This window comes from Streptomyces sp. E2N166 (assembly GCF_003671715.1).
In the GTDB taxonomy this organism is placed as follows: domain Bacteria; phylum Actinomycetota; class Actinomycetes; order Streptomycetales; family Streptomycetaceae; genus Streptomyces; species Streptomyces thinghirensis.
Map to the genome: position 1 here is coordinate 654,434 of NZ_RAIF01000032.1, position 25,309 is coordinate 679,742.

The following is a 25,309-nucleotide window of genomic DNA, read 5'->3' on the forward strand; positions in this document are numbered from 1 at the left end:
CGTGCTCGACGTGCTCACCGCGCTCGGCGCCAACGTCGCCGCGCCCGTCGCCGCCGCGGCCGGGTACGCGCTCGCCGAACCCGAGCCGGTCACCGCCCGCCGCTCCGCCGCCGTACGCCTGCACGCGCGCGTGGCCGCCGCCGTGCACGCCGCCGTCGTCGCCGCGGGCGCCACCGCCCGGCCCCCGCAGGCCGGCCGCCACCTCTACGCCGACCTCGGTCCGCTGCGCGACGCGCTCGGCGCCCGGGGCGTCGGCGACGCCCAGGAACTGGAGGAGTTCCTCACCGCCCGGCTCGGCATGCCCGCCCCCGGCGGCCACCGCTTCGGCGACGACCTCGCGGCTCTGCGCGTGCGGCTCGCCACCGGCCCGCTGCTCGACGGCGGCACCGATGAGCGGCGCGCGGAATGTCTCACGACCCCCGACCCGTTGGAACTGCCACACGTGCAACGCGCGTTGATCGGTCTGAAGTCGGTCTTCGACGATCTCCGCGACGCTCAGCGATGGGAGCCCCCTCGATGACGCAGCAGCCCCGGTCGACCACGCGCACGTCCACGCCCACTGAGGACACCAGGAGCACCGGGTACTCCGAGGACACCGAGGACCTCGACGCGCCGCCGTCCACGTCCTCCTCGGCCCCCTCGTACCCGCCGCTCGCCGAGCCCCGGCCGATGGCCGAACACCGGGTGTGGCCGCGGACCTTCCACGACCGGCTGACCGCGCCGCTCCCCGGCCTGAAGGCCTTCGCCAGATTCGCCCGCGAGGGCGCGGTGAGACCCGGCCCCGAGGGGCTCGCCGACATCCCCCGGCTGCCCTACGCCCCCGGCCCGCTGCCCCGAGTGGACGCGCGCACCGTCGCCGTCACCTGGGCCGGACACGCCAGTTGGGTGGTGCGCATCGGCGGGCTCACCGTCCTCACCGACCCGGTCTGGTCGCGCCGCATCCTCGGCACCCCGGCCCGCGTCACCCCCGTCGGCGTCCCCTGGAGCGCCCTGCCCCGGGTGGACGCGGTCGTCATCAGTCACAACCACTACGACCACCTGGACGCCCCCACCCTGCGCAGGCTCCCGCGCGACACCCCCGTCTTCGCCCCGGCCGGGCTCGGCCGCTGGTTCCACCGCCGCCGCTTCACCCGAGTCACCGAGCTGGACTGGTGGGAGGCCGCGGAACTGGACGGTGTCCGCCTCGACTTCGTACCGGCCCACCACTGGTCCAAGCGCAGCCTCACCGACACCTGCCGCACCCTGTGGGGCGGCTGGGTCCTCACCGACCCCGACGGCCGGCGCGTGTACTTCGCCGGTGACACCGGGTACGGCCACTGGTTCACCCGTATCGGCCGCCGCTACCCCGGTATCGACCTCGCCCTGCTCCCCATCGGGGCCTACGATCCCCGCTGGTGGCTGAGCGACGTGCACTGCGACCCGGAGGAGGCGGTGCGGGCCGCCCAGGACGTGGGTGCCCGCCGGATGGCGCCGATGCACTGGGGCACCTTCGTCCTGTCCGCGGAACCGGTACTGGAACCGCTCACCCGCGTGCGCGCCGCCTGGCAGCGGGCGGGCCTGTCCCGGGAGCACCTGTGGGACCTCCCGGTCGGCGGCTCCCGCGTGCTGGAGTGACCGGGGCCGGCCGCCCGGCGCCCGGGCGGGACCTACGCCTTCGCGGGCCCCCGCAACCGCCGCCACACGCTCGGCGCCCCGCTGACCAGTACCGTCAGTGCGATCGCCGCGGCCACGCCCTCCCACGGCTTGCTGAACAGGGCGCCGCTCAGGACGCCGATCAGCTGGTACGTCACCGCCCAGGCCAGGCAGGCCGGAAGGTTGCCCCGGGCGAACCGGCGCAGTGGCCACCCGGCCAGCAGACAGGCCAGCATCACCGGTATCCGCCCCGCCGGCACCAGCCGGGACAGCACGAGCACCGCGACATCGTGCTCGGCGAGCTTGTCCTGGGCCTGCTCCAGCCGGTCCTCGGGCGCCCGGGACCGGATCGCCTCCAGCCAGCGCGAGCCGTTCTTCGAGCCGACGCCCCGCCGCCCCAGCCAGTACAGCGCCATGTCCCCGCAGAACGCGGCCAGCGACGCGGTCGCGAACACCACCAGCATCGAGAACGGCAGGGTCTGGTGCATCGCGACCACGGCCGCCGAACTCACCAGCGCGCCCGTCGGCACCACCGGCACCAGCGCCCCGATCAGCACCAGCAGGAACAGCGAGGGATAGCCGAACGCCTGCTGGGCCGGCTCGGTCGGGATACTCGTCACGGCGGCGCCCAGCCGGTTCACCGCGCGACCTCCACCCGCACGCTCTCGCCGTGCGCCAGCCGGTGCACCGCCACCCCCGGCGCGCGCAGCGCCGACAGGCGCACGAACTCGTCACCCGGCGTGTGGAACTCGTGGGGGCGCACGGCATCCATCCCGATCGGCCAGTACGTGCCGTAGTGCACCGGCACCGCCGTGCGCGGCGTCAGCCGGGCCAGCGCCTCGGCGGCCCGCCCCGCGTCCAGGTGCTCCGCGCCCAGGTACGGCCCCCAGCCGCCCACCGGCAGCAGTGCCGCGTCGACCGGCCCGACCTCTTTCTCCATGCCGTCGAACAGACCGGTGTCCCCGGCGAAGTACGTCCGTGCCTCACCCTCGACGACATAGCCGAGCGCGGGGGAGCGGTGCGGTCCGACGGGCAGCCGCCGCCCGTCGTGCCGTGCCGGCACCGCCCGTACCCGCAGGTCCCCGACGGTCGCCTCGTCACCGGGCGCCACCTCGGTCAGCTCCAGGTGCCCGAGCCGGCGCAGTCCCGGCACCGCCCGTCGTGCGCCCCGGGGCACGAGCAGGCGCGTGCCCGGCGCGAGCCGCGCGAGCGACGGCACATGCAGATGGTCGGCGTGCAGGTGGGAGACGAGCGCAACGTCCGCGCGCCAGGCGTCCGACGGCGGCAGCGCGCCCCGTCTGCGGCGCAGATGGGCGAGTCTGCGGACGAACAGAGGATCGGTGAGCACGCGGATGTCCGAGTCCTCGACCGTGCAGGTGGCGTGACCCCACCACGTGAGCTCCACCGGCACCTCTTTGCCTCCTTCGCGCGACTCCCCGAAGCCTACGTCCAGGAGTAGGGTCGGCGGCGAAAACGGGAGGTGAGGGGGACCCCATGGGGCTGGTGCGGGTGACGGCGATCGCGAGTCTGACGCCGCTGGAGCAGTTGGACGACGATCCCTTCCTGGTCGACTCCCGCAGTCAGCACGCCATGTGCGCCCGCTGGGCCGCGGAGAACGGATACGTCGTCGCCAGAGAACTGCTGGTACGCGGCCTGCGACCCGACCACGGCGCCCTGTGGGACGGCGTCCGCCCCGGGCACGACCTGTTCGTGGCGCCCAGCCGCCGGGTGCTCGAGAGCGCGCTGTCGTCGGTGGAGGAGTTCACCGCGGAGTGCGCGCGGCGCGGCGTCCGGATCGAGACGGTCGGCCACGCCGAACCGTCCTACGACGCCGGAATGAAGGCGTGCGTCCACCGCAGACTGTCGATGCCGACGGCGGGGTACGACGGCCGCTGACCCCGGCCAGGGGGCGTGAACCGGACCCGGGGGGACAAACGGGTGCTCCGGACCGTTGTGACAGGGTGGGGCAGGCCCGTGCCGACGGCGGGCCGGGACGTGAGGTGTGCGGAGCGTGGGTGGAGGGCGTTGGCGCCGGGTCGCCAGTCAGGTGGGGCGGAGTGTCGCGGTGTGGGCCGTGTCCACCCTCACCATGCTGGTGCTCGCCGGGATCCTGCCGGACTTCCGGCTCCAGTCGCCCGACGGCGACAGCGCGACCGACATCGCCGTGACCGCCGCGGTCGGCGCCGGCGCCTTCGGTCTGCTGTCCGCCCTGGTGTGGCCGCTGATGGTCCGGCTGCTGCTCCTGGTGCCGGCGCTGGTTCTGGGGCTGCTGGTCTTCTTCCTCAACGGCGGGCTGCTGCTCCTCGCGATCGACGTGAACCCGGCGGGGCGCGGCGGCGTCGCCCCGGAGACGGCGGTCGTGGTGGCCGCCGTCATGTCCGCCGTCGCCTCCGCCACCGGCGGTGCCCTGGCCGTGCGCGACGACGACGCCTACCGGCGCCGGCTCTACCGGCTCGCCGACCGCCGCCGCAGATCCGGCCCGCCCTGTCCGTCCGGCCCCGGCACCCTCTTCCTGCAACTGGACGGCGTCGGCCACGACGTCCTGCTGGCCGCCGCCGACAGCGGCGCCATGCCCACCGTCGCCCGCTGGCTCGGCCGCGACGGCGCCTCCGCGACCCACCGGCTCGCCCTGTGGCGCACCGACTGGTCCAGCCAGACCGGCGCCAGCCAGCTCGGCATCCTGCACGGCTCCAACCACGACGTCCCCGCCTTCCGCTGGTTCGAGAAGGACAGCGGCGAGGTCGTGGTCTGCAACCGCCCGACCAGCGCCGCCCAACTCCAGCACCGCGCCGTCAAGCACACCGGCGACGGCGGACTGCTCAGCTTCGACGGCGCCAGCCGCGGCAACCTCTTCGGCGGCGGCGCCGACGAGCAGGCCCTCGTGCTCTCCATCGCCACCCGCCGCCGCAGCCGGGAGACACGGTCGAGGTCCGGCTACTTCGCCTACTTCTCCGACCCGGCCAACGCCGTCCGCACCGCGCTGTCCTTCGTCGCCGAGGTGGGCCGCGAGATCGGCCAGTCCACCCTCGCGCGCGTGCACAAGGTCCGCCCGCACGTCTCCCGCGGCGGCCTCTACCCCCTCGTCCGCGCCTTCGCGACCGTTGTCGAACGGGACGTCGTGGTCGCCGCCGTGATGGGCGACATGCTCGCCGGACGCACCGCCGTCTACGCCGACCTGGTGGCGTACGACGAGGTGGCGCACCACTCCGGGCCGGGCAGCCGGGACGCCGCCAAGGTCCTCCAGCGGCTCGACCGGTCCCTCGCGCTGATCGAGAAGGTCGCCGAGCACGCGCCCCGCAAGTACCGGATCGTCGTGCTGTCCGACCACGGCCAGAGCCCCGGCGAGACCTTCCGCGCCCGCTACGGCCTCACCCTCGGCGACCTGGTGCGGGCCGGCTGCGGACTGCCCGTGCCGCGCCGGGCCCAGCGCACCCGCAGCGGCGCCGAGGCGCGCAACACCGTACGGGCCGCCCTGCACCGGCCGGTCGAGGAGGGCGCCGAGCAGCAGCGCCCCGCCGACACCCCCACCGGCCGCCGCTCGGAGCCGATCGTGCTGGCCTCCGGGAACCTGGGCCTGGTCTCCTTCCCGGACGTGCCTCACCGGATGACGCGGGAGGAGATCGACGCACGCCACCCCGCCCTGCTGCCGACCCTCGCCAACCATCCCGGCGTCGGTTTCCTGCTGGTCGACAGCGAGCACGGCGGTCTCGTGCTCGGCGCGCGCGGCGCGGAGATCCCCCTGGACCGGCTCGACGAGGAACCCGGCCCGCTCGCGCCCTTCGGACCCGGCGCCGCCGACGCCGTCCGCCGCACGCATTCCTTCCCGCACACCGCCGACATCATGGTCAACTCCTTCCACGACCCGGCCGACGGCGAGGTCCTCGCCTTCGAGGAGCAGATCGGCTCCCACGGCGGTCTCGGCGGTGCCCAGTCGCGGGCCTTCCTGCTGTCTCCGGTCGTCCTGTCCGCGCCGGTCGCCGAAGGGGCGGAGATAGTCGGCGCGGAGCACGTGCACCGGGTCCTGCGGCGCTGGCTGCGCGAGTCGAACGGCCCGCAGGTGCCTGTGGAGGATCCCCGGTCCAGGGTCGTCGACAGCGCACCTTTTCCGGCCCCGGACGGGGTCGTGCAGGACAAAAGCGCCTGATTTGGAGCCGCGCCGGACCGTGCCCGACCATGGGCGCCGCCCCGGCGATCCCGGGCACCAGTTCCACGAGAGGCGCACCACCCCATGCACGTCACCGGGACCGTCCCCCCACCGGCTCCGGCGTCGCAGGAGACCCCCGCGGCCCCCGCTCCCGCACCGGACAACGGCAGGCACGCCCGCCGCTTCGGGCTCCCCGTCGCCACCGCCCTCGTCATGGGCAACATCATCGGCGGCGGCATCTTCCTGCTCCCGGCCTCTGTCGCCCCCTTCGGCACCGTCAGCCTGCTCGCCTTCGGTGTCCTGACCGTCGGCGCCATCGCGCTCGCCCTGGTCTTCGGCCGCCTCGCCGCCCGCGACCCGCGCACCGGCGGTCCCTACGTCTACGCCCGCGAGGCATTCGGCGACTTCGCCGGCTTCCTCGCCGCCTGGGCCTACTGGATCACCACCTGGGTGTCCAACGCCGCGCTCGCCGTCGCCGCCGTCGGCTACCTCGACGTCCTGATCCCGGTGAACGACCACCGCTGGACCGCGTGCCTGGCCGCGCTCGTCATCCAGTGGCTGCCGGCGCTCGCCAACTTCGCCGGCACCCGCTACGTGGGCGCCGTCCAGCTGGTGTCCACGGTGCTGAAGTTCGCGCCGCTGCTGCTCGTCGCGGTCGGTGGGCTGTTCTTCTTCGACCCGGACAACCTCGGCCCGTTCAACGCGAGTGGCGGCAGCGGCATCGGCGCGGTCTCCGCCGCCGCCGCGATCCTGCTCTTCTCCTACCTCGGCGTGGAGTCCGCCGCCGTCAGTGCGGGCGAGGTGAAGGACCCGCGGCGCACGGTCGGCCGGGCCACGGTCATCGGCACCGCGGGCGCCGCCCTCGTCTACCTGCTGGGCACGCTCTCCGTCTTCGGCACCGTCTCGCACGACCGCCTGGTGACCTCCACCGCGCCCTTCTCCGACGCCGTGAACGCCATGTTCGGTGGCGCCTGGGGCGGCTGGGCGGTCGCGCTGGCCGCCCTGGTGTCGATGACCGGCTGCCTCAACGGCTGGACCCTGCTCAGCGCCCAGACCCCGTACGCCGCCGCGAAGGACGGCCTCTTCCCGGCCGCGTTCGCGCGCAGGCGGCGCGGCGTGCCCACGGTCGGCGTCGGCGTCACCGTCGTCCTCGCCTCCCTCCTCACGGTCTACAACTACACGTCCGGATCGGCGAAGGTCTTCGAGGTGCTCGTGCTCGTCACCACCTTCACCGCGACCGTGCCGTACCTGCTGGCGACCGCGGCGCAGCTCTTCCACCTGGTCTCCGGGCAGGGCGTAAAGGTCGACCGGGCACGGCTGGTGCGGGACGGGGTGATCGCGGCGGTCGCGGCCGCCTTCTCCCTCTGGCTGGTCGCCGGCGCCGGTTACGCGGCGGTGTACCAGGGCGTGCTGTTCCTGTTCGCGGGCGTGCTGGTCTACGCCGTGATGGCGGCCCGCAGGCGGCGCGCGGAGGGGACCGGCGCCCCTCGCACGGAGGGGCCCACCGCCCCTTGAATCGGCTGCGCACGGGCCCCGACCCGCCCACACTGGTGTGGGTCCGCTTCGAACAGCAGCCCGAGGGGCCCCTGCGCGCAGGCCGCCGTCACCGTCACTCCCGCCCGTCTCCCGGAGCTGCTGCTCGGCCTCGCCACCGTGCGGCCGGTCTTCCTGTGGGGCGCACCCGGCATCGGCAAGTCCTCCCTGGTGAGGCACTTCGCCGACTCGCTGGGCCTGGAGTGCGTGAGCCTGCTCGGCATCCGGCTCGATGGACCGCACCCTGCTCGGCAAGGCGCTCGGCGCCATCGCCTCCTACGCCGGGGCCCGGGACGTGCCCGCCGCCCGGGTGGTGTTCTGCGACGCGGCACCGCACGACGCCGGATACCTGCCGGTGACGGACATCGCCGGCCGGGTGCGGGTGCACGGCCGTGGCGGCACGGTGCTCCCAGCCCGGCGTCGACCTGCTGCTGCGCGCCGACGGCTTCCCGCCCGCCGCGCCGGTCCTCGTCATCACCGACGGCTGGTGCGACGTACTGCGGGTGCGGCGCGAGCACGCCTACCTGATTCCGCAGGGGGCGCGGCTGCCGTTCACCGCCCGGGGACCGGTGTTCCGCGTGAGCTGAGCCGGAGTGTGATCGGATGGGGGTGGGAACCCGGCCGCCGGGCTCCCACCGCCCAGGTACAGCAAGAGAATTCGAGAGGACCCGCCGTGGCAACCACGCGCTCCGCACACACCGTCTGGGAAGGCAACCTGCTCGAGGGCAGCGGTGTCGTCACCTTCGACTCGTCCGGCATCGGCGAGCAGCCGGTGTCGTGGCCGTCGCGCGCCGAGCAGGCGAACGGCAAGACCAGCCCGGAAGAGCTGATCGCCGCCGCCCACTCCAGCTGCTTCTCCATGGCGCTGTCGCACGGCCTGGCCGGCGCCGGCACCCCGCCCACCAAGCTCACCACCTCCGCCGACGTCACCTTCCAGCCCGGTGAGGGCATCAAGGGCATCCACCTCACCGTGGAGGGCACCGTCCCCGGCCTCGACGAGGAGGCGTTCACCGCCGCCGCCGAGGACGCCAAGAAGAACTGCCCGGTCAGCCAGGCCCTGACCGGTACGACCATCACCCTCACGGCGAAGCTGGCCTAGCCGGGGACTAGGAGCCCGCGCGCTCCCAGCCCCGCCGGTCCGGGCGCGGCCCCAGCTGCCTGGGGTCGCGCGACCGGTAGACCACGTAGGGCCGGACCAGGTACCGCACCGGCGCGCTGAACATGTGCACCAGCCGGGTGTAGGGCACCAGCGCGATCAGCACCATCCCGATCACCGCGTGCACCTGGTACAGCACCGGCACGCCCACCATCAGCTCCGTCTTCGGCTGGAGGGTGAACAGGCCGCGCGACCACGGCGCGATGGTGCGCCGGTAGTCGTAGCCGGTGCCGGAGGAGTGCGCGAGCTTGGCCACCATGCCGAGGACGATCGCGCCCAGCAGGAAGACGTACATGACCTTGTCGTTGGCGGTCGTCGCCCGGAACACGGGCGCGTTGGTGCGCCGCCGGTAGATGAGGATCAGGATGCCGGCGACCGCCAGCACCCCGGCCGCCGTGCCGCCGTACAGCGACAGCAGGTGGTACGCGTGCTCGCTCACGCCCACCGCGTTCGTCCACGACTCGGGGACGAACAGCCCGACGAGATGGCCGACCAGTACGAACAGGATGCCGTAGTGGAACACGGGCGAGGCGATGTTCAGCAGCTTGGACTCGTAGACCTGCGAGGACCGCGTCGTCCAGCCGAAGCGGTCGTAGCGGTGCCGCCAGACCAGACCGGCGACCAGCAGGGCGAACGCGGCGTAGGGCAGCACGCCCCAGAGGAGGACGGTCACGGGCGGGCTCCGGTGGGTGCGGGCGGCAGGGTGGCACACACGGCGTCCAGGACGCACGCGTAGGGCGTGCCGAAGGCGGTCAGCCGGGAGCGGAGCTGGTGCAGCGCTTCGCGGTGCTCGGTGAGCATGCCGATGTTCCCGGTGCGGGACGCGAACTCCAGCACCGCCGGCAGGAAGTCGGGCAACTCCTCGTCGGTGAACTCCAGTCCGTGCGCCCGGTACAGCTCCTTGAAGCGGACCAGCGACATCCCCCGGTTGCGGGTGTCGCCGTCGGTCCACCAGCTCAGGTACAGGCTGTGCCGGTTCTTGAAGTCGAAGACCTCCACGTAGTGGGCCTGGAGTTCGCCCTGCTCGGTCACCGCCGCGTGGTCGGTGAAGCCGCGCAGTTGCGGTGCCGCCTCGCGCAGCAGCGGCAGCCGGGCGCGGAAGTCGTCGTCGGGATACGTCAGACAGAGCGCCGCCGCCTGGTACAGCACCTCGAAGCCGGACATCGGATCAGACCTCCCTCTCGTCGTCCGCGGTCTGCCGCCTGCGCAGGATGTGGAAGTTCTCCACCGGCACCAGCGGCAGCCTCTTGCGTCCCGAGTCCTGGCCGAACGGTCCGTCGCCGCCCATGCCGGGGCCGCCGTCCGTGTCCAGGCTGCACGTGTCCGGGAGGGCCGACGCCTCCAGCCGGTGCGCGTCCCCGACGGCCGCCGTCGGGATCACGTACCGCTCCTCGTACTTGGCGATCGCCAGCAGCCGGTACATGTCCTCGATCTCCTGGGCACGCATGCCGACGCCCGCGCAGACGGCCGGGTCGGGATCCTCGCCGAGGTTGATCGCCCGCATGTGGGAGCGCATCGCCGCCAGCTTCTCCAACGACGCCCGCACGGGGCCGACTTCTCCCGCCGTGAACACCTCCGCCAGGTACTCCAGCGGGATCCGCAGCGTGTCGATCGCGCCGAACAGGTTGCCAGGGTCCTCGCCGTCGTGCCCGGTCTCCGTCAGCGCGTCCACCACCGGCGACAGCGGCGGGATGTACCAGACCATCGGCATGGTGCGGTACTCCGGATGCAGCGGCAGTGCCACCCGGTACCTGCTGACCAGCGCGTGCACGGGGGAGCGCCGAGCCGCCTCGATCCAGTCGAAGGGGATCCCCGCCTCCTCCGCGGCCCGCCGCACCGCGGGGTCCTCGGGGTCCAGGAGAACACCCAACTGTGCCTCGTACAGCTCCTGTTCGTCGGGCGTGGAGGCCGCCTCGGTCACCCTGTCGGCGTCGTACAGCACGACCCCCAGATACCTGAGCCGTCCCACGCAGGTCTCCGAGCAGACCGTCGGCTGGCCCACCTCGATGCGCGGGTAGCAGAAGGTGCACTTCTCGGCCTTGCCGGTTCGGTGGTTGAAGTACACCTTCTTGTACGGGCATCCGGTCACGCACATCCGCCAGCCCCGGCAGCGGTCCTGGTCGACCAGGACGATGCCGTCCTCCGAGCGCTTGTACATCGCCCCGGACGGGCACGACGCCACGCACGACGGGTTGAGACAGTGCTCGCAGATGCGCGGCAGGTAGAACATGAACGTCTCTTCGTAGGCGAACCGCACCTTCTCCGAGGCCTGTTGACGGGTGCGCTCCACCATCGGGTCCAGGTCGCCGTAGGCGGGGGCGCCGCCGAGGTCGTCGTCCCAGTTCGAGGACCAGCCGATCTTCATCGGCTTGCCGTCGAGCTGGGAGACGGGCCGGGCGACGGGGTAGTCGCTGCCGAGCGGGGCGTCGGTGAGGTTCTTGTAGTCGTACGTCCAGGGCTCGTAGTAGTCCTTGATCTCCGGGAGCCTCGGGTTGGAGAAGATCCCGGCGAGCTTCTTGAACCGGCCGCCCGCCTTGAGCTTCAGCGCGCCCCGCCGGTTCAGTTCCCAGCCGCCCCGCCATCTCTCCTGGTCCTCGTAGCGGCGGGGGTAGCCCTGGCCGGGGCGGGTCTCGACGTTGTTGAACCAGACGTACTCCATGCCCCGCCGGTTGGTCCACGCCTGCTTGCAGGTGACCGAGCAGGTGTGGCAGCCGATGCACTTGTCGAGGTTCATGACCATGGCGACCTGGGCCATCGGGCGCATCAGTACTCGACCTCCTGAGAGCGGCGCCGGACGACCGTCACCTCGTCACGCTGGTTCCCGGTCGGGCCCAGGTAGTTGAACGCCCACGACAACTGGGCGTAGCCGCCGATGAGATGGGTCGGTTTGAGGATCAGGCGGGTGAGGGAATTGTGGATGCCGCCGCGTTTGCCGGTCGTCTCCGCGAGCGGCACGTTGACCGTGCGCTCCTGCGCGTGGTGCATGTAGACCGTGCCGGCCGGCATCCGGTGCGAGACGATCGCGCGTGCCACGACCACGCCGTTGCGGTTGACCGCCTCGATCCAGTCGTCGTCGGCGACCCCGATCGCCTCCGCGTCCGGTGTCGACATCCAGATGGTCTGGCCGCCCCGGGACAGCGCCAGCATGAACAGGTTGTCCTGGTACTCGGAGTGGATGGACCACTTGTTGTGCGGGGTGAGGTAGCGGACCGTCACCTCCCGGTGTCCGCCGGGGCCGAGCTGCGGCTCGCCGAACAGCCGGCTCATGTCCAGCGGCGGCCGGTACACCGGCAGCGCCTCGCCCAGCTCGTGCATCCAGTCGTGGTCGAGGAAGAAGTGCTGGCGGCCGGTGAGGGTGTGCCAGGGTTTGAGGTGCTCGGTGTTCAGCGTGAACGCCGTGTACCGGCGTCCGCCGGCCTCGCTGCCCGACCACTCCGGCGAGGTGATCACCGGCACGGGCGCCGCCTGGGTGTCCGCGTACGTGATCCGCTTGCCCTCGTGCTCCGCGGCCAGGTGGGCCATCCGCTGCCCGGTCTTCGCCTCCAGCGTGTGGAAGCCCTGGACGGCCAGGCGCCCGTTGGTCGTGCCGGAGAGGGCCAGGATGGTGTTGGCGGCCTTCACCGCCGTGTCCAGCGCCGGACGCCCGTCGGCCGGGCCGCCGCGCACCGCGCCGTTCATCCGCCGCAGCCGGTCGACCTCCTCGTCCGGCTTCAGGGTGATGCCCTTGGCGGGCAGGCCCTTGGCCTCCACCAGTGGGCCCAGCGCCGCGAACTTCGCGCCGACCGCCGTGTAGTCCCGCTCCACGACGACGAGGTTCGGCAGGGTCTTCCCCGGCTCCGGAGCACACTCCCCGCGCCGCCAGTCCCGTACGACCCCGCCCGGCTGGGCGATCTCGCCCGGGGTGTCGTGCTGGAGCGGCGCCGCCACCAGGTCCCTGCGCACGCCGAGATGACCGGCGGCCAGCTCGCTCAGCTTCTCCGCCAGCACCTTGAACGTGTCGAAGTCGGTCCGCGTCTGCCACGGCGGGTCCACGGCCGGGGAGAAGGCGTGCACGTAGGGGTGCATGTCCGTGCTGGACAGGTCGTGCTTCTCGTACCAGGTCGCGGCGGGCAGCACCACGTCGGACAGCAGCGTGGACGAGGTGTGCCGGAAGTCCAGCGACAGCAGCAGGTCGAGCTTCCCCTCGGGCGCCTCGTCGTGCCACACCACGTCCCGGGGCCGCTCGCCCGGCGCGGCCTCCTCGGCGCGCAGCGAGGAGTGGGTGCCCAGCAGGTGCTTGGTGAAGTACTCGGCGCCCTTCGCCGACGAGCCGAGCAGGTTGGCCCGCCACAGGGTCAGGATCCGCGGCCAGTTCTCGGGCGCGTCCGGATCCTCGCAGGCGAACTTCAGTGTCCCCGCCCGCAGTTCGGCCACCGCGTTCGCCACCGGGTCGCCGAACGTCTCGCCCAGCTCCAGCGGGCTGCGGTCGAAGGTCGGGTACGACGGCATCCACCCCGTACGCGCCGACAGAGCCAGGCAGTCCGCGCCCGTCATGCCCGCCAGCCGTCCCTCGCCCAGCGGGGAGGCCAGCACGTCGGCGCCGAACCGGTCGTAGCGCCACTGGTCGGTGTTGAGGTACCAGTACGCGGTGCCGATCATCTGGCGCGGCGGGCGCGACCAGTCCGAGGCCGCGGCCAGTGACGCCCAGCCGGTCACCGGACGGCACTTCTCCTGGCCCACGTAGTGCGCCCAGCCACCGCCGTTGCGGCCCTGGCAGCCGGTCAGCTGGAGCAGCGCCAGGAAGGCGCGGTAGATCGTCTCGGAGTGGAACCAGTGGTTGGTGCCCGCGCCCATCAGGATCATGCAGCGGCCCTTGGAGCGCTCGGCGGTCCGCGCGAACTCCCGGGCGATCCGCACACAGGCCGCGGCCGGTACCGAGGTGTGCGTCTCCTGCCAGGCGGGAGTGCCGGGGGCGTCCGCGTCCTCATACGATTCCGGCCAGTCGCCCGGCGCCCCCGGCCGCGCCACGCCGTACTGCGCCAGCAGCAGGTCGAACACCGTGGTCACCAGGGGCCCGGTCGCCCCGCCCAGCCGCGTCGCGGGCACGCCCCGCGTGACGACCTCGCCGCGGCCCTGCGCGTGCGTGCCGCCCTCGGTGTCGAAGCGGGGGAGCAGCACCTCGACGCCCGACGCCATCTCGTGGCCGTGCAGGCTCAGCCGGGGCCGTACGTCACCGAGGTCGAGGTTCCACTTCCCCCGGTCCGCCTCGTTCCAGCGGAAGCCCAGCGAGCCGTTGGGGACGACCGCGCGGCCCGACGCCTCGTCCAGCACGACCGTCTTCCAACGGGCGTCCTCGCCCTCCTGCCCCAGGTCGGCCGCGCGCAGGAACTTCGCCGGGACGTACGCCCCGTCCCGCTCGGTCAGCGTCACCAGGAACGGCAGGTCGGTGAAGCGCCGCACGTAGTCGTCGAAGAAGGGGGTGACGCGGTCGACGAAGAACTCCTTGAGCACCACGTGCCCCATCGCCAGGGCCAGCGCGCCGTCCGTGCCCGGGTGCGGGTGCAGCCACTGGTCGGCGAACTTGGTGTTGTCGGCGTAGTCGGGGGAGACCACCACGACCTTCTGGCCCCGGTAGCGGGCCTCCGCCATCCAGTGCGCGTCCGGCGTGCGGGTCACCGGGACGTTCGACCCCCACATGATCAGGTACGCCGCGTCCCACCAGTCGCCCGACTCCGGCACGTCCGTCTGGTCGCCGAAGACCTGCGGGGACGCCACGGGCAGGTCGGCGTACCAGTCGTAGAACGACAGCATCGGGGCGCCGATGAGGGAGTGGAAGCGGGCTCCCGCCGCGTGCGACACCATCGACATCGCGGGGATGGGGGAGAAGCCCGCGATACGGTCCGGGCCCTGGGTGCGGATGGTGTGGACATGGGCCGCGGCGACCATCTCGACGGCCTCGTCCCAGGTCGCCCGCACCAGGCCGCCCTTGCCCCGCGCCCGCTGGTAGCGACGCCGGCGCTCCGGGTCGTTCTGGATGTCGGCCCAGGCCAGCACCGGATCCGACAGCCGCGCCTTCGCCTCCCGGTACATCTCGAGGAGCACCCCGCGCACGTACGGGTAGCGCACGCGGGTCGGCGAGTACGTGTACCAGGAGAACGCCGCGCCCCTCGGGCAGCCGCGCGGCTCGTACTCGGGGCGGTCCGGGCCGGCCGACGGATAGTCCGTCGCCTGGGTCTCCCAGGTGATGATGCCGTCCTTGACGAACACGTTCCAGCGGCAGGAGCCGGTGCAGTTCACGCCGTGCGTGGAGGTCACGACCTTGTCGTGGCTCCAGCGGTCCCGGTAGAAGGCGTCCGCCTCCCGGCCGCCGACCAGCCCGATGCTGTGCAGGTCGGGTGCTGCGGTGCCGGGCCGGAAGAACCGTCCCGCACGCAGCAGCGCAGCGCCCGGCTCGGTGGGCGGTGTCCGCGTGTCGGTCACGTGCGCTCCCTTGATCGACCGGGCCCTGGCTATCGAACCTAGGGGCGGGCGCGGGAGCGCACCCGTTCGCGGGGCCCGTACGGGTCAGGAGGCGGACGGCTCGGAGGCCCGTCAGACCTTGCGCGCCACCCCCGCGTACACCGGCACGATGCCCTCCGCCTGGGCCGCCACGTCCTCCGGGTCCGGCCGCCACCCGGTGACCGGGATGACGCCCGGGCCCAGCAGCTCCAGGCCGTCGAAGAAGCGCGCGAACTCGGTCAGCGAGCGCGGGTGGAACGGCGTGCCGCTGCGAGTGAACAGACCGGCGGCCTTGCCCACCGCCTCGGGGTTGAGATCGGGCGTGACCTGCGACAGGACCAGGTAGCTGCCGGGCGCGAGGGCATCGACGTACCGCCCCAGCAGACCGTGCACGTCGTCGCCGTCGACCGCGTCGCCGAGGTAGTGCGTCAGCGCCACCAGGGACAGGGCGACCGGCCGGCCGAAGTCCAGGGACTCGCCCGCCAGCCGCAGGATCCGGTCCGGATCGCGCACGTCGGCGTGGACGTACTCGGTGGATCCCTCCGCCGAGCCGTGCAGCAGCGCCTCGGCGTGCCTGAGCACGATCGGGTCGTTGTCGGCGTAGACGACCCGCGCCTCGGGCGCCACCGCCTGAGCCACCTGGTGCAGGTTCGGCTCGGTGGGGATGCCGGTGCCGATGTCCAGGAACTGGCGGATCCCGGCCTCGGCGAGCGTGCGGACGGCCCGGTGCATGAACCGGCGGTTGGCGCGCGCCCCGCGCACCGCCGTGCCGTCCGCCGCGAGGATCCTGCGGGCCAGCTCCTCGTCCACCGGGTAGTTGTCCTTGCCGCCCAGCCACCAGTCGTAGACGCGGGCCGGGTGCGGCCGGCCGGTGTCGAGGGGAGCGGGGGTGGCGTCGGATCCGGTCATACGGTGTCGTCTCCTCTGGGCCGGGTGGGCTGGTGCCTGCCGTGCTCGGGCCTGATGTGCTCGGACCTGATGTGTCCGGGCCGCCGGGTCAGAAGTTCTCGCGGTACTCGCGCAGGACCTTCTCGGTGCGCTGGGTCGAGGCGGCACGTGCCGTCATGTGGTCCAGGACCTCCAGGTGGGCCGAGACCTCGGCGCGGGAGTCCAGGTACAGGGCACCGGTCAGATACTCGGTGAAGACCATGTCGGGCAGCTCCGGCTCCGCGAACCGGAAGAGCGTGAACGGCGCGTACGTCCCGGGGTGCGGCCCGTCCTCGAACTCGGCGACCTGCAACGTCACCCGGTCCCGCGTCGAGAGCTCCAGCAGCTTGTCCAGCTGGTCGCGCATCACCCGGCCGTCGATGCTCACCGGGCGCCGCAGCACCGTCTCGTCCATGACCACCCACAGGTGTGGCGGGTCCGCGCCCTCCAGCAGCCGCTGCCGCTCCATCCGCAGCGACACGTGCCGCTCGACGGCGTCCCGGCCCGCGTTGCCGATCGTCCCGGCTTCCAGGACCGAGCGTGCGTAGTCCTCGGTCTGCAACAGCCCTGGTATGAAGTGCGGCTCGTAGGAGCGGACGATCCGTGCCGCGCCCTCCAGGCTCACGTACATGCTGAACCAGTCGGGCAGCACGTCGTGGTACCGCTGCCACCAGCCCGGCTCGTTCGCCTCCTCGGCCAGCGCCACGAACGCCGAGACCTCGTCCGCGGGCACCCCGTACGCCGTCAGCAGGATCTGGACGTACGGTATTTTCAGGGCGACCTCGGCCGTTTCCATGCGCCGCACGGTCGCCGCGGCCACCCGGAGCACCTTGGCGGCCTCCTCGCGTTTGAGGCCCGCCGTCTCCCGGAGTTCCTGCAGCCTTCTGCCCAGGACCACCTGGCCCACGGTGGCCGCGGCCCGCCGCTCACTCACGCCACGCCTCCCCAACGCGCCCAAGTCCCACCGCAGTCTGTCATGTCCCGCCGCCGGTCTCACAGGGGTGGTCGTGGATCAACGTCATTACCTGCCGGGTAATCGACCGGGCGCGGCCGGCACGGGAGCGTGGAGTCACCGGGTACCGGTCCGGCGCACTCCGGTCCGGCACCCGGCTCCACGCAGCGCTGTCCCGACCCGACGGAGGGTGACTCGTCATGACCACGAACCAGCCGGCCGCACTCGCCCGCACCGCCGCATCGCAGCTGACGCTGCGCCGCTTCCTCGCCCTCGACGCGGTGGTGACCGGTACCAACGCGCTCGCCTACCTCGCGTTCTCCGGGCCGCTGGGCCGCTTCCTCGGCGCCGGTTCGGGGCTGCTGCTCGGCCTCGGCGCGTTCCTCGCGGTGTACGCCGGGTGCGTGGCCCTGCTGGCGGCGCGTCCCCGGCCGCCGGCCCTCGGGGTGCGGGCCGTCGTGGACGCCAACCTCGCCTGGGCGGCGGTCAGTTTCGTCGCCCTCGGCCTGTGGCTGACGCCCACCACGGCGGGCGCGGTGTGGACGGTGCTCCAGGCCCTCACCGTCGCCGGGTTCGCGCTGCTGCAGTACGCGGCGCTGAACGGGTCTTCGCCCGGCGTCATCGCGAGGAGCGGCTCCCCTCGCTGACCCGGCCGGCATGAACGCCCGCTCGGGACGGTGCGGCAGATCGCTCGTCGAGGAAATCGATGATGTGGCCGAACACGTCAAGGGCGGCGCCGCGACCGATGAAGGGGTCGACGTGGCCGTAGCCCGGAATCTCGACGTAGCGAACGTCGAGGTCCGGGTAGCGGCTGGACAGGACGTCGTAGCAGAGCTCGTTCGAATCGTGGAAGGTCTTGTTGTCACTGCCGGAGAGCAGCAGGACCGGACAGTCGATGCGGTCCGCGCTGTCCAGGGCGTTCTCCGGCAGTCGGTCGTAGCCCTGGCCGGCCGTGTTCCAGGGCATCGCCGTGTGGGCCAGTTCCATGCGCCGCAGGTGCGGCCCTATCCAGGTGGGCGCCGCACCGAACAGTTCGGCAAGCCGGTTGTGGGTCGTCTCGTGCAGGTTCTCGTGGACGTAGAGTGACGCGCCGGTACCCCAGGCGGAGTTGTGCAGGATGTGGCAGGTGGGGTCGTCGCAGTCGCCGGCCGAGAGGGAAGCCAGCGCGAACATCGGCGTGTAGCGCGAGCGGAAGCCCACCTTGGTGAAGTCCACCGGGAGGTGGGTCCAACGGGAGCGGCCCCACTCGCCGCCGAGGTGGCCGAGCAGCCGGGACCTCGCGGAATACTTCGGCGTCATGAACACCCCCTGCGCCACCACGCCGGCGAGGCCCGGCACCAGGCCTCCCGTCATGCTCAGCGACAGCGACAGTGCTCCGAGACAGTGGGCGACCGCGAACAGCTGTCGCCGGCCGATCCGGTCGCGGATGTACGACACGGCGTCCGGGATGTCATAGAGCGCCACATCGTCGAACGTGTACCGGACGCGGCCCTCGTTGTGCGGCAGGCGGCAACTGCCCCGCCAGTCCAGCAGCCACGGCTCGTAACCCGCGCTGAGCAGGGCGTCCACGAGGTTGCGGGTCTCGGGGAGGACGAACATGTCGGCCGAGGCCGTGAGACCGTGCAGGAGCAGGACCGCGGGACGGTCGGTGCCGTCCCGATCGGTGGGGGAGTTGGCGGACAGTCGGCACAGGCCGAGTTCCGTGCCGTCGGACGCACGGAACGGGATCTGCTCGACGGTGACGCGGTCCAGCGGGGCGAAGAGCGGTCGTGGTGTCATCGAAGTTGCTTCCTGTCCTTTTCCCACTTCTTGAGCTTGGCCTGGTACCTGTCCTTGTCGAGGTCGATGGCGTCCGGGCGCAGGTCGAGCATTTCGGCGCCGGCGCGCAGCGTGGGCTCCAGCAGACCTTGGCCCAGCTGGGTGCTGAACCACGTCAGCCAGGCGAGCTTGGCGATCCGCTGCTCCCGCATCGACAGGTTCGGATTGACCCGGATACCGTCGATCTGCTCTCGCTTGTAGGACTTCTTGGGCACTCTCAACGTCCCGGCCAGGCTCGCCGGTTCGCCCTCGCGGCCGGCGCGGACGGTGAGTGTGCGTGCCTGCTTCAGGAGGTCGAAGCGGGCCCGGGCCGTCTTCCAGCCCTCCAGCCACCAGCCGTTTCCGTCGGAGTCGCGCAGGGCCAGGCGGTAACGCAGCAGGGGGTGGTCCAGGCTGTGGTGGTGAGGTACCCCCTCGTGGGGCCGGACCCAGATCTCGCCGTCGTCGACGGTCAGCGGGTCCGCGTGCAGCGAGGGACAGGAGACCGTGCCGCGCACGTCGATGGTGCGGTGCCGCACGAGTTGGTACATGCTGGCGATCGACAGGGTCAGCGCGAAGGCGCAGCGAGTGTCGGGCTCGGCGTCGACCGGGCCCACTTTGCCACGCATGGTCTCCCGGAACCACAGGTGCGGCGGGTCGTCACGGCTGGGCAGGATCACCAGCCCGTCCCGGGCCATTCGCTCGTAGCTCTTCAGCCGTGCCTGCGCGTCGTAGCGGGCGGGCGGTGGCAGTTTGTGCCGGGCGACGAAGGCCTCGGTCCGTTCCCCGGTCGCCATCGGGGCTGAGACGCTCGCCTCGACGATCTTCTGGCCGGCGGGATTGCGCAGCACCCGTGCCATGAATTCCAGTTCGGGGACCTGATCGGTCTCGCAGCGCTCCAGGAAGTCCTTGAGCCAGACGTCCCACGGCATCACCCGCACGTTCAGCCCGCCGAGTTCCTGATCGCGGACCATCTCGGTGAGCGTGTCCGGCCGCCCGGTGAGGTGGTAGTTCTGGCCCCAGCCGCTCGGCTGGTTGATCACAGCGGTCGCGACCCGGCTCACCCAGTCCACCGGAGCCGAGTTCGAGTAGTTGATCTTGGGCGCGACGCGGTAACGGGAGATGGCGGAGAAGAGGCCCGTGTTGATGTCGTGCGGGTTGTAGGCGCCGGTGCGGGTGTGGCCGACGATGCCGCCAGGGCGCAGGAAGGTCGCCTTCAGACCACGGTCGCGGGCTCGCCTGAGCGCTGCCTCGGCCGCCCACTTCGACTTGTCGTACCCCGCCGTCAGCCGGTCCACGTGTGCCACCGGATCGTCCTCGCCCATCGAGGCGATGCCGATCTCGTTGAACACGGCGATCGACGAGATGTGATGCAGCGGTTTGGGCCGTCCGGTCATCGCGAGTTCGGCGAGGGACAGGACGCCGAGGACATTGGTCCGGCGCAGCGACGGATAGCCGCGCAGGAAGTCCACGGCCGCCGCCACGCTGACGACCGAGTCGATGTCGTTCGCCAGCAGTTCCCACTGTTCGTCAGACAGTCCGAGTCGGGGCCGCCGCAGGTCCCCGGGAAGGACCGTGACCCGCCGTCGGATCTCGGCCGACCAGGGGAGGGAGAAGCCGGCGAGGGCCTTGGCGAGGCGCCGTTCCGCGTCCTGCACGCCGTCCCCGCGCACCAGGCAGACGACATGTGCGTCGCTGTGCCGCAGCAGGTCGAGCAGCATGTGGCCGCCCAGAAAGCCGGTGGCTCCGGTCAGCAGGACACGGCGGGGCGGGACCGGTTCCGGGTCGCCGCACCAGGGGAGCCGGTCCGCCCGCGCGAGGTCGGCCATGATGAGGGCCAGGTCCTCGGCGTGGTCGTCGAGCGCGGGGAGTGTGCCGTCCGGCGCGACGGGATCGGTCGGCGTGAGGTCGGTGCTCGGCGATGCCGTCGTGGTGGCGGTCGGCCTGGTGGCGGCTGTCGCGGTGACTGCCGGAGCGGTGGTGGCCGGGGCGGAGGCTGCCGGGAGCTCAAGAGCCTTGGTGGCCGTAGACGCCTCGGGCAGAGCGCGCTGCGTCGGACTGCCCAGCCAGCGTTGGGCGAGGCGCCGGGGCCTGGCGTCGGCGAAGACGTCGTCCAGGCTGAGCCTGACGTTCAGTTCCCGGTCGAGCACGGCGACGAGCCGAACGGCGTCCACCGAGGTGGCACCGGCGTCGAAGAGGTCGGTCTCGGTGTCGATCTCCTTGACGTCCAGCAGCGCGGCCGCCTTCGAGACGATGGCCCTGGCAAGCTGTTCGAGACCCCAGGCCGGCGTGCCGTTGGCCGGGCCCTCGGCGTCGTCGGCGCTGTCCACCGGCCGCGGTCGTGGGGCCGACGGCTGAAATCGCGCCAGCAGACCGGCGATCGCGGCGGACCCGCGCGGACCGTTCTCGATCAACTCGCCCTCGTACTGGCGGTCCGCGTCGTGATCGCGGGCCGGTACCTCGCCACCCGTATCGGTGGTGGGTTTCATGCGGTTGCCTCCACGGTCTCGTCTGTTGTGGCGTCCCACGAACGGAAGTGCCGGAGGCGGTCCACGGGGACCAGTGCCTCCAGGCGCGGTGCCTCCGGGTCTCCGCCGCCCAAGGCGGCCACCAGGCGGCGTACGGGCACATTGCGGGGGGTACGCTCGGCGCTCAGGCGCACGGTCGGGCAGCCCAAGGCTTCGGCTCGGTCCGCCAGCCAGCCGAGTACCCGCTCCTCGGCACCGCGGCCGAGCACCCGGCAACTCATCATCCAGCCGGGGACGTCGAGCGTCTCGCCGTCGGCACGGACCACGACGACGGCGATCAGCCCGTAGTCGCCGAACCTGTCCCGCGCCCGTACGGTCCAGACCTCGCCCTCCTGCTGCCAGCGCGTCAGCTCCGCCTCGCCCACCGTCGAGGGGCGCAGATTGAACTGGTTGGTACGCCGGGCCAGTTGGACGGAACGTTCCTTCGTGTCGGTAGCGAGGGGCCGAAAGTCCATTTCCAGGTTCAGCCGCTCCAGGAAGCCGGCGAAGGTGGTCCGGGAACGTGCTTCCGCGCGCTTCTTGTCCTGCCGGTAGAAGTCCGCCCGTGCGGCGTCCTCCTGTGTCGCCGCACGCGGGGCGATCGGCCAGAGCCTGGTCAGGAAGTCCGGCAGACCCTCTCCCGGCGGGCAGGTCACGCAGAGCACCTCGGGCAGGGCTGCCCTCATCCTGGCGATCTCGGCCGGGTTGTCGTCGAGGAACATGAACGTGTCCAGGCCGAGCCCCAGTTCATCGGCGACCGCTTTGAGACGCACGGGCTTCGGTGTCCAGCCGGCGGAGATCACACTGAAGTGCTCAGCGCGCAGCAGACTGTCGGGCCGGTCGAGTACGGCACGTACGGTGGCCTCGTCGTTGTTGGAGACCAGCACCAGCAGGACACCTGCGGCACGCCACTGCAGCAGCCGGCGGGCAAGCCGGGCACGGCCCCCCAGGAGGCCGACATGCTCCGGCCCGTCCTCCGCCGCCACACCGTCCCAGAGCGTGTCGTCGGCGTCCACCGCGATCACCTTGGGCGGGGTGCGGCGGGAGGCCCGCACCAGATCGGCGAGGGCAAGCGCCACCGCGGCCTGGAACTCCGTCCTGAACGGCAGGTGCGCCAGCGCGTCCGTCTCGGCGTCGAACGGGTCGGCGAAGTCGTCGCCGCTGAAGCTCTCCGGCCCCAGGACCGCGATGCCGGCCCGGTCACGTAGCCGGGACCTCACCTGCTCCTCCCAGTCACGGAGCCGCTCCGCGGTCGACCGGGCGGGAAGAAATCCGACGATCACCGGCATCCCCGTGCGTTCGGCCAACGAGCGCAGGGCTGCCGGGTACTCCTCGCCCAGTTCGGCCAGCGACTCGTCGCTGATGTCGCCGTAACGCCCCAGGTCGGCGGCGCGCAGCAGGATGAGGGATGCCGCGGTCGACGGATCGGAGAGAACGCCGGACGGGTCGTGCACGGCGGCCAGAACCTGGTGGTACGGGCCTTCGGCGACGGTGAGTCCCGTGCCCTCGAGAGCGATACCGAGCAGCGCGGACAGGTCGCCCAGGGCGAAGGTGGCGGCCACGGCGACGGACCGCGGTGCCGGCGTACATGACGGGGATACGGGCGGCCCCGCCGTCCGACGCACCGGGAGAGCGTCCACCGTGCCCTTGCCCGCCCCGCCGGTCACCTCGGCGATCAGGTCGAGGAAGTCCCGGCCGAACCGGGCGCAGCTGGCGCCGTCGAGGATGTCCAGGTTGTGGTCGAGTCGCATGTGACCCAGGTCCGGAGACACACTGATCATCAGATCGAGGTCGGAGTGGCCGGTGCCCGCGGGGAGCATCTCCAGTCCCGGCAGTTTCAGGCCGCGCGGTGGAAGGTAGTTGAAATACACCTCGACCAGTGGTGCACCCTCGCGGTACAGCCCCTCCGCCACCAGCGTGGACATGGTGTCCGAGAAGGAAATGCCCTTCTCGAGATGCACGCCCAGACGGTCGTCGGTCCGGCGCAGCACCTCGGCCACCGACTCGCCCGGGGAGGCCTCGGCGGGGAACGGTATCGGAACGCCGAAGAACCCGACCGCGTCGAGCGCTTCCGCGTGCATCCTGGTGTCCACCGGAACCGCCAGCACGAACCGGCTGCGGTCCCGCAGACGGGCGAGGAACATGGTCAGCGTGCCCAGCCAGAAGGCCGCCGGGGTGATCCCGAGCCGTCCTGCCTCGGTTCCGACCCGCTCCGAGAGGCCCTCGGGGACCTCTACGAGTTCGGTCGCCGCACGGTACGACCGGGTCGCGGGGCGCGGATTCGCGAGGGTCAGATCCAGCCTGCGGACCCCGGAGAACCACTCGCGCGGCTGCGCAGCCGAGGCCTTTGGGCCGTCCGTTTCCCGACGCGCCGGCTGTGCCCGCATCAGACCGGCGATGTCGTCCAGGGAGGGCGCGGACGACAGTTGCTCACCGGTGAGTTCCGCACCGATCTCCGCCGCCACCAGCGCGAGCGAGGACAGATCGGACACCGCGTGGTGCGCGCCGTAGAGCAGTACCTGACCACCCGACGGGTACTCCAGCAGCTCGAACCTCCACAACGGCGCAAGGGCGAGTTCGAACGGTGGTTCCAGCAGCTCGCGCAGTCGCTGGTCCGGGTCCGTGCCCTCGTCGACGGGCGACCATCGCAGCAGTGTTCCGGGCAGGCTCCGCCCGACCTCCAGCTGGACGCCGTGCTCCGGGTCCGCGACGATCGCCGTCCGCAAGGCCGCGTGCCGGGCGGCGAGGTTGCCCAGCAGCCCGGTCAGCCGCTCCCGGCTGACCGGAGTGACGAGCCGCACGGCGGAGCCGATGTTGTGGGCGACTCCCGGTGTGCCCAGCTGCTCCGTGCGCAACAACCGTATGACGTCACGGGTCGCCGGGTACCGTACGGTTCCGTCGGCGCCCGGCACCGGGAGCGGCTCGAAGCCTCCCCGGCCGGTTCCCTTCTCCGCCGCGAGCGGTTCGCCGGCCGTCTCCGTGCCGGTCCGGCTGTCGAGGATCTGGTCGACGACGTCCATGACACTCGCCCCGCCGAGCAGCGCCGCCACCGGCAGCACCCGTCCGAAGTCGGCCTCCACCAGACCCTGGGCGCGCATGGCGGTCACCGAGTCGATACCGAGGCTGGTGAGCGGGGTGGAGACGTTCAGCTGGTCGGTGTCGAAGCCCAGCAGATCCGCGACATGGTGCCGTATCCGGGCCATCACCCGCGTCCGGTGGCCGGCATCCCCGGCCGGGGGGACGTCGGCCCGGGCTCCGGCCCTGGTGTGGTCGGCGTCGGCATAGGCGTCGGCGCCGGCGGACGCGGCGAGGTCGCGGGGCGCCGTGGGCGGCGCGGTCTCGGCCGCGAGGGCCGTCGCGGGCAGCCGGGGTGCGCGGCCGAGCCAGTAGCTGCCCGGTTCGAACGCGGTCGACGGGAGCGGTGCCATGCGGCGCTGTCCGGCGTGGAGACCGTGCCACGGCACCCGCACACCGCGCACCCACAGCTCGGCCAGTTCGTCCAGGACGTGGTCCTCGACGAGGCCGGCGAGGAAGGCGTCCCCCCGGGCGCCGGTCAGGACGGTGGTCAGCGGTCCGGCGTTCCCGTCGGCGTTGCCGCGATGCGAGGTCGCGCCGCCCGCGGTGGCGGCCGCCCCGCCGGCCAGGTGTTGTTCGAGGGCGTGCGCGAGCTGCTCGCGGTCGGCGACGACCAGGGCGAGCCGCTCGGGCAGGTGCTCCCGGCGGAGCTGGGACGTGTAGGCGATGTCCGCAAGGCTCGCCGTGTCGTCGCCCTCGAGGAAAGCGCGCAGACGGCGTACCGCCGCGCGCAGGCGCTCGGGAGTCCGCGCGGACACCAGGACGACCTGGGGCGAGAAGTCGGAGGCGCTCCGGTCGGCGCGGGCGGTCACCGGCGGTTCCTCGACTACGAGGCTGACGTGGCTGCCGCCGGCGGCCACGGAGTTGACGAGGGCGCGGCGACGTGCGGCGCCGCGCGGCGCCCAGTCCGTAAGCCGGTCGGCGAGCCGGAGGGACGAACCCTTGAGGCCCAGACGCGGATTGGGCGCGCCGACCTCGACGAGCGGCGCGACCCGGCCGTGCTGGAGCTGGAGGACCACCTTGGTGAGCTGGGCGATGCCCGAGGCCGCCTCCGGGTGTCCGAGGTTGGACTTGACGGAGCCGACGTGGACGGTGTCGCGGACGTCGGC

At 72.3% G+C, this 25,309-nt stretch carries 17 protein-coding genes and 3 pseudogenes; 9 read left to right on the forward strand and 11 right to left on the reverse strand.

Annotated features, from left to right (window positions below; all coding sequences use genetic code 11):
- Together EBH09_RS39380 and EBH09_RS30150 are read left to right on the forward strand one after the other, a co-directional pair.
- Positions 1–520, forward strand: a pseudogene (locus EBH09_RS39380) (pyridoxal phosphate-dependent aminotransferase); the annotation flags it as partial.
- On the forward strand, positions 517–1,614 hold the full coding sequence (locus EBH09_RS30150; protein WP_121750057.1) for an MBL fold metallo-hydrolase: 1,098 nt from the start codon (positions 517–519) through the stop codon (positions 1,612–1,614). The pseudogene EBH09_RS39380 and the gene EBH09_RS30150, both read left to right, overlap by 4 nt.
- 32 nt (positions 1,615–1,646) lie before the next feature.
- Here EBH09_RS30150 and EBH09_RS30155 read toward each other — a convergent pair whose 3' ends face one another.
- Both EBH09_RS30155 and EBH09_RS30160 read right to left on the reverse strand, forming a co-directional pair.
- On the reverse strand, positions 1,647–2,273 hold the full coding sequence (locus EBH09_RS30155) for a VTT domain-containing protein (RefSeq protein WP_121750058.1): 627 nt from the start codon (positions 2,271–2,273) through the stop codon (positions 1,647–1,649).
- Positions 2,270–3,043, reverse strand: coding sequence for an MBL fold metallo-hydrolase (locus EBH09_RS30160; protein WP_193776611.1), 774 nt, complete (start codon positions 3,041–3,043; stop codon positions 2,270–2,272). Before EBH09_RS30160 ends, EBH09_RS30155 begins: the two co-directional genes overlap by 4 nt.
- 83 nt (positions 3,044–3,126) lie before the next feature.
- Here EBH09_RS30160 and EBH09_RS30165 point away from each other — a divergent pair, with 83 nt between their 5' ends.
- The 6 genes and pseudogenes from EBH09_RS30165 to EBH09_RS30190 all read left to right on the forward strand — a co-directional run bounded on the left by EBH09_RS30165 (position 3,127) and on the right by EBH09_RS30190 (position 8,408).
- A complete protein-coding gene (locus EBH09_RS30165) occupies positions 3,127–3,528 on the forward strand; it encodes a hypothetical protein (protein WP_121750059.1) in 402 nt (133 codons plus the stop codon).
- Between the two features lie 106 nt (positions 3,529–3,634).
- Positions 3,635–5,776, forward strand: a complete 2,142-nt coding sequence (locus tag EBH09_RS30170; RefSeq protein ID WP_121750060.1) for a phage holin family protein — start codon at positions 3,635–3,637, stop codon at positions 5,774–5,776.
- Between the two features lie 84 nt (positions 5,777–5,860).
- Complete coding sequence (locus tag EBH09_RS30175; protein WP_121750061.1) at positions 5,861–7,291, forward strand: amino acid permease; 1,431 nt, start codon at positions 5,861–5,863, stop codon at positions 7,289–7,291.
- A 117-nt stretch (positions 7,292–7,408) separates the two neighbouring features.
- Positions 7,409–7,540: pseudogene (locus EBH09_RS30180) on the forward strand (AAA family ATPase); the annotation flags it as partial.
- Positions 7,533–7,896, forward strand: a pseudogene (locus tag EBH09_RS30185) (hypothetical protein); the annotation flags it as partial. The pseudogenes EBH09_RS30180 and EBH09_RS30185, both read left to right, overlap by 8 nt.
- A gap of 86 nt (positions 7,897–7,982) precedes the next feature.
- Positions 7,983–8,408, forward strand: coding sequence for an OsmC family protein (locus tag EBH09_RS30190; RefSeq protein ID WP_114530804.1), 426 nt, complete (start codon positions 7,983–7,985; stop codon positions 8,406–8,408).
- A gap of 7 nt (positions 8,409–8,415) precedes the next feature.
- On the opposite strand, the gene narI is transcribed toward EBH09_RS30190, so the two are convergent.
- The 6 genes from narI to EBH09_RS30220 form a co-directional block, all read right to left on the reverse strand.
- Entirely contained in the window at positions 8,416–9,138 is a 723-nt protein-coding gene (gene narI, locus EBH09_RS30195) for a respiratory nitrate reductase subunit gamma (protein ID WP_121750062.1), read from the reverse strand.
- Complete coding sequence (narJ, locus tag EBH09_RS30200) at positions 9,135–9,629, reverse strand: nitrate reductase molybdenum cofactor assembly chaperone (RefSeq protein ID WP_121750063.1); 495 nt, start codon at positions 9,627–9,629, stop codon at positions 9,135–9,137. Before narJ ends, narI begins: the two co-directional genes overlap by 4 nt.
- 4 nt (positions 9,630–9,633) lie before the next feature.
- Positions 9,634–11,229: a nitrate reductase subunit beta gene (gene narH / locus EBH09_RS30205; protein WP_121750064.1), complete on the reverse strand. Its 1,596-nt coding sequence runs from the start codon at positions 11,227–11,229 to the stop codon at positions 9,634–9,636.
- The gene (locus EBH09_RS30210) at positions 11,229–14,924 is read right to left on the reverse strand and encodes a nitrate reductase subunit alpha (protein WP_121750065.1); all 3,696 of its coding nucleotides are present in this window, start codon (positions 14,922–14,924) and stop codon (positions 11,229–11,231) included. The genes narH and EBH09_RS30210 overlap by 1 nt, the downstream gene beginning before the upstream one ends.
- A 111-nt stretch (positions 14,925–15,035) precedes the next feature.
- On the reverse strand, positions 15,036–15,851 hold the full coding sequence (locus EBH09_RS30215) for an SAM-dependent methyltransferase (protein WP_121750066.1): 816 nt from the start codon (positions 15,849–15,851) through the stop codon (positions 15,036–15,038).
- A gap of 88 nt (positions 15,852–15,939) precedes the next feature.
- Positions 15,940–16,803, reverse strand: a complete 864-nt coding sequence (locus EBH09_RS30220) for a helix-turn-helix transcriptional regulator (protein ID WP_121750067.1) — start codon at positions 16,801–16,803, stop codon at positions 15,940–15,942.
- 218 nt (positions 16,804–17,021) lie between these two features.
- Here EBH09_RS30220 and EBH09_RS30225 point away from each other — a divergent pair, with 218 nt between their 5' ends.
- The gene (locus EBH09_RS30225; RefSeq protein WP_121750068.1) at positions 17,022–17,468 is read left to right on the forward strand and encodes a hypothetical protein; all 447 of its coding nucleotides are present in this window, start codon (positions 17,022–17,024) and stop codon (positions 17,466–17,468) included.
- Here the strand turns inward: EBH09_RS30225 and EBH09_RS30230 are convergent.
- The 3 genes from EBH09_RS30230 to EBH09_RS38025 all read right to left on the reverse strand — a co-directional run.
- Positions 17,440–18,600, reverse strand: coding sequence for an alpha/beta fold hydrolase (locus EBH09_RS30230; protein WP_121750069.1), 1,161 nt, complete (start codon positions 18,598–18,600; stop codon positions 17,440–17,442). The two genes, EBH09_RS30225 and EBH09_RS30230, sit on opposite strands and share 29 nt — an antisense overlap.
- Entirely contained in the window at positions 18,597–21,107 is a 2,511-nt protein-coding gene (locus EBH09_RS30235; protein WP_121750070.1) for a thioester reductase domain-containing protein, read from the reverse strand. Before EBH09_RS30235 ends, EBH09_RS30230 begins: the two co-directional genes overlap by 4 nt.
- The coding region (locus tag EBH09_RS38025; protein ID WP_121750071.1) for an HAD-IIIC family phosphatase at positions 21,104–25,309 on the reverse strand (4,206 nt) is incomplete at its 5' end. The genes EBH09_RS30235 and EBH09_RS38025, both read right to left, overlap by 4 nt.